The following is a 9,058-nucleotide window of genomic DNA, read 5'->3' on the forward strand; positions in this document are numbered from 1 at the left end:
CAGCAGAGGCCCGTTTTGGTTACTCCGGAACGAGAAAACTTTTTCATTTGGAGGAACGTCAATACGTTATCGGGCGAAACCGCCCAACCACGTTTCGATCAGGTAATACGCGATCGAAGAGCGCATCGGCGGACTCATCCGGACACCGGAGCCGGGGTGCACGAAGTCCCCGGCGATCATCTTGGCGATGTCGTCGCGGGTGAACCAGTGCGCCTCGTCGATCTCCTCGGGATCCAGCCGGATCGGCGCGGCCGGGTCGGCGGTGGCGTGGAAGCCGAGCATCAGCGAGCCCGGGAACGGCCAGGACTGGCTGCCCGCGTAGGTGAGGCTGGTCAGCGGGATGCCCACCTCCTCGGCCACCTCGCGCAGCACGGCGGCCTCGGCCGACTCGCCCGGCTCGACGTAGCCGGCCAGGCACGAGAAGCGGATGACGCCGTCCGGGCCGACCGGCCAGGTGGCGTTGTGCCCGAGCAGGCAGCGGCCGTCCGGCCCGGCCACGCCGTCGTGCACCAGCACGATCATCGCCGGGTCGGTGCGCGGCCACATCTCGTTGCCGTCGGGATCGCGCCGCACCCAGCCGGCCTCGGCCGCGGTGGTAGCCAGGCCGGTACGCGGCGAGAAGCCGTGGCTCGCGTGCCAGTTGCTCAGCGCGACCGCGGTGGTGAACAGCCCGGCGTCGCGGGCGTCGAGCAGGTGACCCACGTCGCGCAGGGTCACCGCCCGGGCGCCCTCGACCTCGGGCAGGGGCGCGGTGAGCGTCCAGAGGGTGGTGCCGTCGGTGTCGACGCCCAGGAAGCGGCGCTCGGCCTCCGGTGCGTCGGCGGCGGCCAGCAGCACCAGCCCGACGCCGCCGTCCGGCCGGTCCGCCACCAGGGCGCGGCCGCCGCGCGGGTCGACCACCAGCACCAGGCCGCGCGACCACGCCTCGGCGAGCCAGGCCTGGTCTCGCCGGCGCAGCGCGGAACGGTCGAGCGTGCTGCGGGCCAGCGGCGGGGTCGGGAACTCGGGCGTGCTGCGGGCCGGCAGGGCCGGGAACTCGGGCGTGCTGCGGGCCGGCAGGGCCGGGAACTCGGGCGTGCTGCGGGCCGGCAGGGCCGGGAACTCGGGCGTGCTGCTGGCCGGCGGCGTCGCCGGGACCTCGGGGGTGCTCACGCGGTGCCGCGCACTACCGGGGTGAGCGCGGCCAGCGGGGCCTCGACCCTCTCGGCGTCGCCCAGCACCACCGTGATCGCCCGCGACGGCGCCAGGAACTCGGCCGCCGCCGCCGACACGTCGTCCAGCGTCGCCGTGGCCAGCGCCGCCGAGTGCTCCCGCAGGTGCTCGAGGCGCAGGCCGAAGCTCGCGTACATGCTGGCCAGGCCGGCCAGCCCGGCCTGGGTGGACATGCCGAGCCGCAGCGTGCCCAGGGCGTAGCGCCGGGCCTGCTCGAGCTCCTCCTCGCCGGGCGGCAGGCTCGCGATGCGGCCCAGCTCGTAGAGGGTCTCCAGCAGCGACGGGCCGGTCACCTCGGTGGCGACCTCGGCCGCGACCATCAGCGCCGAACCGGCCAGGTAGTGCTCGATCGCGGTGTGCGGCCCGTACGTGTAGCCCTTGTCCTCCCGGATGTTCTCCACCCAGCGTGACGAGAAGTACCCGCCGAAGACCATGTTGGCCAGCTGGAGCGCCGCGTACCGCGGATCGGTGCGCGGCACCGCCGGCAGCGCCATCCGCAGCGAGGACTGCACGGAGCCGGGCCGGTCGACCAGGATCAGCGGGCCGGACTCGAGCGGCGGCGTGGCGGGCGTCGTCTCGTCCTTACCGGGGCCGGTCCAGCTGCCCAGCGCCTTTTCCGCGGCGTCGATCGCCTTGTCGGGGTTGATGTCGCCGACGAGCACCAGCACCGCGCCCTCCGGCCGGAGCCGCTCGGCGTGCAGCGTGCGCAGCTGGGCCGGGCGGACGCCGCGGACCTGCTCGGGCTCGGGCGTCTGGATCGCGTACGGGTGCTTGCCGTACATCCGCTTCAGCAACGCCGTCCGGGCCAGGTGCGCCGGCTGGCTCAGCGCCACGTTGATGTGGTCGACGAGGCGGTCGCGCTCGGTCGCCACCTCGGCCTTCGGGTACGCCGGGTCGGTCAGGACCGCGGCGAGGATCTCCAGCATCCGGTCGAGGCCGCTCGCCAGCGCGTTGCCGGTGACCAGCAGCCGGTCGGGGTCGAGCCCGGCGGAGAGGCCGCCGCCGACCGTCTGCAGCTCGGCCGCGATGTCGACGCTCGACATCGTGCCGGTGCCGGTGAACAGCGCCTGGGAGAGCAGGGTGGCCCGAGGCAGCGGCGCCTTGCCGAACGGGACCCGCAGCCGCAGCTCGACCAGCGGCACCGCCGAGCGCCGGATGGCGATCACGGTGAGGCCGCCGGGGAGCGTGCGCTCGGCCTGCTTGGGCAGCTTGAGCTTGGCGTCGGGGACGAGGTCGGGCAGGGTCTTGCTGGTCATTGGGCAGCTCCCGGGGTGACCTCGACGACGGCGCGGGACTCGGGGCGCAGGGCGCTCGCGGCGGCGACGACCTGTGCCTCGGTGACCTCGCCCACGAGCTTGGGCAGATCGTTGAGCAGTTCGGGGCGGCCGCGCTGCAGCTCCAGCACCGCCATCGGCAGCGCCCGGCCCAGCACGGCGTCGGTGTCGCGCAGCAGGTGGGTCGCGATGCGCGCCTGGGTGCGCTCGAGCTCGCCGGCGGCGAGGCCGTCGTGCACCAGGCGGTCGAGCTCCTCGTCGACCGTGCGCAGCACCTTTTCGGCGTCGCCGCCGGGCGGCATGTGCGCCTGCAGGAGCAGGGCGGTCGGGTTGCGCACCTGGAACTCGTCGCCCATGAAGCCGATGTACCCGCCGATGCTGGTGACCGAGCGGTCGCGCTGGACGAGCCGATCGACCAGGCGGGACGCCTCGCCGTCGGTGAGCACCTCGGCGAGCACGACGAACGGCAGGTAGTCGGCGAAGCCGGCGATCGGGTCGGGCACCCGCCAGCCGGCGGCCACGGCGGGCAGCGGGGCGAGGCGGTCGGTGTAGGCGTCGCGCCGCTCGGCGTCGAGGGCCGGCTCGTCGAAGTCGGGCAGCGTGGGCGCGGGGCGAGCCGGCACGTCGCCGAAGTGCCGCTCGATCATGACGGTGGCCGCGGCCACGTCGAAGTCGCCGGCCACCGCGAGGGTCGCGTTGCCGCTGGCGTAATAGCGGTCGAAGAACGCCTTCGCGTCCTCGACCGTGGCGCTGTCGAGGTCGCCGAACGAGCCGTACCCGTCGTGGCTGTTGGCGAACGTGGAGAACATGACCGGCGGCAGCTTGAGCCAGGGGAAGCCGCCGTACGGCCGGTTCAGCACGTTGACGCGGATCTCCTCCTTGACCACGTCGATCTGGTTGCGCAGGTTTTCCTCGGTCAGGCGGGGGCCGCGCATGCGGTCGGCCTCGAGGAAGAGGGCCCGCTCGAGGGCGCCGGACGGCAGCACCTCGAAGTAATCGGTGTAGTCCAGGTGGGTGGAGCCGTTGAAGGTGCCGCCGGCGCCCTGCACGTGCCGGAAGTGGGCGAGCTTCTCCAGGTTTTCCGAGCCCTGGAACATCAGGTGCTCGAAGAGGTGGGCGAAGCCCGTGCGCCCCTCCGGCTCGGAGCGGATGCCCACGTCGTAGACGACGGCCACGCCCACCACGGGCGCGCTGCGGTCGGGCGTGAGGACCACCCGCAGACCGTTGTCCAGCGTGAACCGCTCCACCGGGTACTTCGTTGCCGGAATCTTGCCTCTGCGCGCCACGGCTTGACATTAGCGCGCCCGGTGTACGCCGTGGCGACGACAGGTCACCGGAGCGCCACGCCACGTTCCCGCCATCCGGTCGTGGGCTTGACGTCCGATTCCCACTTCCTCCATTATTCCCATGCATCAGATAGGGGAAGCAGGGTTTAGCCGAGTGCGGGTCGCCGTCGCGGAAGCCATCGAGGTCGTCGTCGACCACAAGACCCTTGCCGAACTGTCCCCGATAACGAGTAACTAGGAGTGAGCATGAGCTCCCGCACCCTCCGTGCGCTTGCCCTCGCCGCCACCGCCCTGATAACCGCGACCGCCCTGACCGCCTGCGGCGGCGACGACAAGGACGCCGCCTCCGCCTCGGGCAGCGGGTCCGCCGAGGCCTCGGCCATCCGCCTCGGCTACTTCCCGAACATCACCCACACGCCCGCCTTGCTCGGGGTCAACAAGGGCTTCTTCCAGGAGGCGCTGGGCAGCACCAAGCTCGAGGCCAAGACGTTCAACGCCGGCCCGGCCGCGATCGAGGCGCTGTTCTCGGGTGCCATCGACGCCACGTACATCGGCCCGAACCCGGCGATCAACGGATGGGCGCAGTCGAAGGGCGAGGGTCTGAAGATCATCGCGGGCAGCACCTCGGCCGGCGCCGGCCTGGTGGTCAAGCCGGGCATCACCACCGCGGCCGGCCTCCAGGGCAAGAAGATCGCCACCCCGCAGCTGGGCAACACCCAGGACGTCGCGCTGCGCGCCTGGCTCAAAGAGAACGGGCTCAACGCCGACACCCAGGGCGGCGGCGACGTCTCGATCCTGCCCCAGGACAACGCGACGATCCTGCAGGCGTTCGCCCAGGGCGCGATCGACGGCGCCTGGGTGCCCGAGCCCTACTACAGCCGGCTGCAGCTCGAGTCGGGCGGCAAGGTGCTGGTCGACGAGAAGGAGCTGTGGCCCGGTGGCCAGTTCGTCACCACTCACCTGATCGTCACGCAGGAGTTCCTCAAGAAGTACCCGGGCACGGTCAAGAAGCTGCTGCAGGGTCACCTCAAGGCGCTGGACTACATCAAGGCCGACAACACCGGCGCGCAGAAGGCCGCCAACGACCAGCTCGCGGCGCTCTCCGGCAAGCCGCTCAAGGACAACATCCTCGCCGCGTCGTTCCAGAACCTGACCTTCACCGCCGACCCGATCGCGTCCTCGTTGTTCACCAGCGCCCAGCACGCCCAGGACGTCGGCCTGCTCAAGCCGGTCGACCTCAACGGCATCTACGACCTCGGCCCGCTGAACGAGCTACTCAAGGCGGCCGGCCGGCCCGAGGTCAGCGACGCCGCGGCCTGAAAGGCGGAATCACCATGCGCGTCCTGGAACATCCCCTGGTCCGCCTCGACAACGTCGCCAAGCAGTACGGGTCGGGCAGCTCGGCGCTGCTGGCGCTCGACCGGGTCTCGCTGACCGTCCGGCCGGGCGAGTTCGTCTGCCTGCTCGGCGCCTCCGGCTGCGGCAAGAGCACGCTGCTCTCGCTGGTCGCGGGGCTCGACAAGATCAGCGGGGGCACCCTGGACACCGGCGGGCGGAAGGTGTCGCTGATGTTCCAGGAGCCCGCGCTCTTCCCCTGGCTCTCGGTATCCGGCAACGTCGAGCTGCCGCTGCGGCTGCAGGGCGCCGGCCGGGCCGAGCGCCGCAAGCGCGCCGAGGAGCTGCTGGAGGTCGTGCGGCTGCGCGGCTTCGGCGGCAAGCGGCCGCACGAGCTCTCCGGCGGCATGCGCCAGCGCGTGGCACTCGCCCGCGCGCTGGCGCAGGACGCCGACATCCTGCTGATGGACGAGCCGTTCGGCGCGCTCGACGCGATGACCCGCGACATCCTGCACGACGAACTCGAGCGGATCTGGCGCGAACAGGAGCTCACGGTCCTGTTCGTGACCCACAACGTGCGCGAGGCGGTCCGGCTCGGCGACCGGGTGATCCTGCTCAGCAGCCGGCCCGGCCGGGTGATCGAGGACTTCCCGGTCGCCCACGAGCGCCCCCGGCGCATCGACTCGCCCGAGGTCTCCGGCCAAGCCGCCGAGATCACCGACCGGCTCCGCGCGGAGGTGGCCCGCCATGCCCATTAAGTACCCGTCCGCCCGCGCCGGGCTGGAAAGCGGCACGGCCGAGGCGGCCGTCCCCGCGACGCCGGCGAAAGTGGCCGTCAACCCGCAGGCCGCCGAGGTCACCGGGCTGGACGCGCTCGAGCTCGCGGGCCACGCCCGCACCGGCGCGGCCGGCAAGCGGATCTGGCGGAGCGCCTGGCCCAAGCTGCTCGCCGTCGCCATCGTGCTGATCGTCTGGCAGGCCGTGGTCTGGTCGGAATGGAAGCCGGAGTACGTGCTGCCCGGCCCCGAGACCGTCGTACGCGACCTGGGCGGCGTGCTCACCGACGGCGGCTTCTGGGACGGCGTACGCCTCACGCTGATCCGGGCGCTGACCGGATTCGCGCTGGCCGTGCTGATCGGCACGGTCGTCGGCGCGGCGGTCTCCCGCTTCGCGCCGCTGCGGGCCGCGATCGGCTCGCTGATCACCGGCCTCCAGACGATGCCGTCGATCATGTGGTTCCCGCTGGCCATCCTGCTCTTCCAGATCAGCGAGAGCGCGATCCTGTTCGTGGTCGTCCTCGGCGCCGCGCCATCGGTGGCGAACGGCCTGATCAGCGGCATCGACTACGTGCCGCGCACCTGGCTGCGGGTCGGGCAGGTGCTGGGCATGCGTGGCCTGGCGAAGTACCGGCACCTGATCCTGCCGGCGTCGCTGCCGTCGTTCATCTTGGGCCTCAAGCAGGGGTGGGCGTTCTCGTGGCGCAGCCTGATGGCCGGCGAGCTCCTGGTCATCGTGCCGGGCGCGCTGTCCATCGGGGTACGCATGCAGCAGGCGCGCGACCTGTCCGACTCCAGCCTGGTGATCTGCTACATCATCGTGGTCCTGGTGATCGGCATCCTGATCGACGTGCTCTTCAACACCGCCGACAACGCGCTCCGCAAGCGCTGGGGTCTCACCAGCAGCTAGCGGACCCGGACCGACTTCATGACGTCCTCGACCACGTAGTCCCACTGCTTGTGGGTGCCTGGGATGGAGACATAGAGGACCGCCGCCGTGGGCTTGCCCACGTCGATGACCGCCACCGCGGAGAGCTCGTCGGTGGCGGTCAGGCCCCGTGCGTGGAAGTGCAGGCGGAACTCGCTCAGATAGGCCGGGCGCCCGCCCAGGGTGGTCAGGCCGTCCCTGATCGTCTCCAGCGTGTTGGGCTGCGGGTAGTACTCGGCCCGGACGTCGGCGGCCACCTGCCGACCCACGCACTCGAGGTTGAGCGACACCGCGTCGTTGTCGGCGGCCGGGACGGCGGCCGACAGGATCGAGGCGTGGTACTGGCCGGCGCTGTAGTTCTCGGTCACGAAGTGCTGGCCGACCTTGTACGGGACCTCCAGCGTCCCGGCCCGCCACACGTCGTCCCACGGCACCCACGGCGCGCCGTACGCCCGATACGAGATGCCGGCCTCCTCGTCGACCGTGCGGGCGCCGGTGGCAGCCGGCGGCGCGCTCGGCACCGCGGTGGGCGCGGCGTTGGGCGACTCGGTCGGTGCCGGGCAGGCCTGGGCCAGCGGCGGGCGTACGTCGGTGGGGGCGGAGGCCTTGTCGCGAAAGGGGTTGGTGTCCCCCGAGAACGCCAGCGCCAGGATGATCACCAGGCCGATCGCGACGATCCCGCCGGCGATGCCCCCGAAGATCTGAAGTTGCCGCCGGCGGCGCCGCGGGCCGTCGGGCCGCGGCGGCTCGGGCGGGGCCGGCGCCGGCGCGCCCGGGAGCCGCGGCGCGGCCACCATGCCCGACGCGAACCGGTCGCCGGGGCGCTGCCAGGCGAACGTCTCCGGGGGCGGCTCAGACATGAATCCCAGTGAACACCACGCACCTGAGAACCCGGGTCACCGCGTCAGCGCCGGGTCTCCGTCCCGCTGGTCGTCGCCCACGAGGTGCGCGATGCGGTCGCCGACCGAGGTCAGGTCGGCGGTGGCGCGCGGGGCGGCCGGATACCACGGCGCGAACACCACCACGAGCACCAGGGCCAGGCCGGCGCAGGCCACGGCCAGCACGAAGGCCAGCTCACGGCGGGCCGGCGTGCTGCGCATGCGATTCCTCCCGGGCCCGGCGAACAGAAGCGTCACAGGGTTAGACGCAGTCGGCGGCCGCACGGTTGCACCCGAACCAGCCGATCTTCAGAAAGGTCCGCTACCGTCTTTCCATGGAACTCGTGTATCCCCCGGTCATCGCCTTCGCCAAGACGATGTTCCGCGCGCTCGACCTGCGTATTCAGATCGACGGCGCCGAGCACATCCCCGCGGAGGGCGGTGCGGTGCTCGCGAGCAACCATGTGAGCTACCTGGACTTCATCTTCTGCGGCCTGGCCGCCCAGCCGGCCAAGCGGCTGGTCCGGTTCATGGCGAAAAAGTCGGTCTTCGACCACAAGATCAGCGGCCCGCTGATGCGCGGCATGCGGCACATCCCGGTCGACCGGGACGCGGGCGCCGGGTCGTTCCGCGCGGCCACCAACGCGCTCAAGGGCGGCGAGGTGGTCGGCGTGTTCCCCGAGGCGACGATCAGCGAGTCGTTCACGGTCAAGGAGCTGAAGTCGGGGGCGGTCCGGCTGGCCCGCACGGCCAAGGTGCCGCTGATCCCGATGGCGGTCTGGGGCCCGCACCGGATGTGGACCAAGGGCCACCCGAAAGAGCTGACCAAACGGCACGTGCCGGTGCTGATCAAGGTGGGCGAGGCGATCGAGATGCCCAAGGGCGTCTCACCGGACGCGCTGACCGCACTGCTGAAGGAGCGCCTCAGCGGCCTCCTGGACGCCGTGCAGAGGGCGTACCCGGAAAAACCCGCAAGCGACGACGACCGCTGGTGGCTTCCCGCCCACCTCGGCGGCACGGCGCCGCTGCCGCAGGCAGCAGCCGTCTGATCGGCACGCCACCAGGGCGAACGGCGCCGCATCCCTCGGCGAGGGGTGCGGCGCCGCCTTGTTTGACCCGATCTCGGCCGAGATCAGAGGGCGCGGATGTTCGCGGCCTGCGGGCCCTTCTGGCCCTGGGTGACCTCGAACTCGACCCGCTGGTTCTCTTCCAGGCTGCGGTAGCCCGACATCTGGATCGCGGAGAAGTGGGCGAAGACGTCGGCACCGCCGTCGTCGGGGGTGATGAACCCGAAGCCCTTGTCCGCGTTGAACCACTTCACAACGCCGGTAACCATGATCGTCTCCTCGACGGTCGATCGCTCTTGACC

Annotated in this window: 10 protein-coding genes; 4 read left to right on the plus strand and 6 right to left on the minus strand. The window is 71.7% G+C overall.

What is annotated here, in order from left to right:
- Positions 1-66: 66 nt before the first annotated feature.
- The 3 genes from nudC to ACFQS1_RS16435 form a co-directional block, all read right to left on the minus strand.
- Complete coding sequence (nudC, locus tag ACFQS1_RS16425) at positions 67-1,026, minus strand: NAD(+) diphosphatase (RefSeq protein ID WP_378969115.1); 960 nt, start codon at positions 1,024-1,026, stop codon at positions 67-69.
- Between the two features lie 122 nt (positions 1,027-1,148).
- On the minus strand, positions 1,149-2,468 hold the full coding sequence (locus ACFQS1_RS16430) for a M16 family metallopeptidase (protein WP_378968832.1): 1,320 nt from the start codon (positions 2,466-2,468) through the stop codon (positions 1,149-1,151).
- Positions 2,465-3,772, minus strand: a complete 1,308-nt coding sequence (locus tag ACFQS1_RS16435; RefSeq protein WP_378968834.1) for a M16 family metallopeptidase — start codon at positions 3,770-3,772, stop codon at positions 2,465-2,467. Before ACFQS1_RS16435 ends, ACFQS1_RS16430 begins: the two co-directional genes overlap by 4 nt.
- A gap of 246 nt (positions 3,773-4,018) precedes the next feature.
- Here ACFQS1_RS16435 and ACFQS1_RS16440 point away from each other — a divergent pair, with 246 nt between their 5' ends.
- From ACFQS1_RS16440 to ACFQS1_RS16450, 3 genes are read left to right on the plus strand one after another with little or no spacing between them, the layout of a single operon-like run.
- Complete coding sequence (locus ACFQS1_RS16440) at positions 4,019-5,092, plus strand: ABC transporter substrate-binding protein (RefSeq protein WP_378968836.1); 1,074 nt, start codon at positions 4,019-4,021, stop codon at positions 5,090-5,092.
- A 14-nt stretch (positions 5,093-5,106) separates the two neighbouring features.
- Complete coding sequence (locus tag ACFQS1_RS16445; protein ID WP_378968839.1) at positions 5,107-5,865, plus strand: ABC transporter ATP-binding protein; 759 nt, start codon at positions 5,107-5,109, stop codon at positions 5,863-5,865.
- Positions 5,855-6,793: an ABC transporter permease gene (locus tag ACFQS1_RS16450; RefSeq protein WP_378968841.1), complete on the plus strand. Its 939-nt coding sequence runs from the start codon at positions 5,855-5,857 to the stop codon at positions 6,791-6,793. The genes ACFQS1_RS16445 and ACFQS1_RS16450 overlap by 11 nt, the downstream gene beginning before the upstream one ends.
- Here ACFQS1_RS16450 and ACFQS1_RS16455 read toward each other — a convergent pair.
- Both ACFQS1_RS16455 and ACFQS1_RS16460 read right to left on the minus strand, forming a co-directional pair.
- Positions 6,790-7,671 (minus strand): RAD23 family protein, encoded by an 882-nt coding sequence (locus ACFQS1_RS16455; protein ID WP_378968842.1) that lies wholly within the window; start codon positions 7,669-7,671, stop codon positions 6,790-6,792. The genes ACFQS1_RS16450 and ACFQS1_RS16455 overlap by 4 nt on opposite strands.
- A gap of 36 nt (positions 7,672-7,707) precedes the next feature.
- Positions 7,708-7,911 (minus strand): hypothetical protein, encoded by a 204-nt coding sequence (locus ACFQS1_RS16460; RefSeq protein WP_378968844.1) that lies wholly within the window; start codon positions 7,909-7,911, stop codon positions 7,708-7,710.
- Between the two features lie 113 nt (positions 7,912-8,024).
- On the opposite strand from ACFQS1_RS16460, the gene ACFQS1_RS16465 reads away from it, so the two are divergent.
- A complete protein-coding gene (locus ACFQS1_RS16465) occupies positions 8,025-8,738 on the plus strand; it encodes a lysophospholipid acyltransferase family protein (RefSeq protein ID WP_378968845.1) in 714 nt (237 codons plus the stop codon).
- 83 nt (positions 8,739-8,821) lie between these two features.
- On the opposite strand, the gene cspE is transcribed toward ACFQS1_RS16465, so the two are convergent.
- On the minus strand, positions 8,822-9,025 hold the full coding sequence (cspE, locus tag ACFQS1_RS16470; RefSeq protein WP_020513806.1) for a transcription antiterminator/RNA stability regulator CspE: 204 nt from the start codon (positions 9,023-9,025) through the stop codon (positions 8,822-8,824).
- Positions 9,026-9,058 lie beyond the last annotated feature (33 nt).

Source organism: Paractinoplanes rhizophilus, from assembly GCF_042664765.1.
Taxonomy (GTDB): domain Bacteria; phylum Actinomycetota; class Actinomycetes; order Mycobacteriales; family Micromonosporaceae; genus Actinoplanes; species Actinoplanes rhizophilus.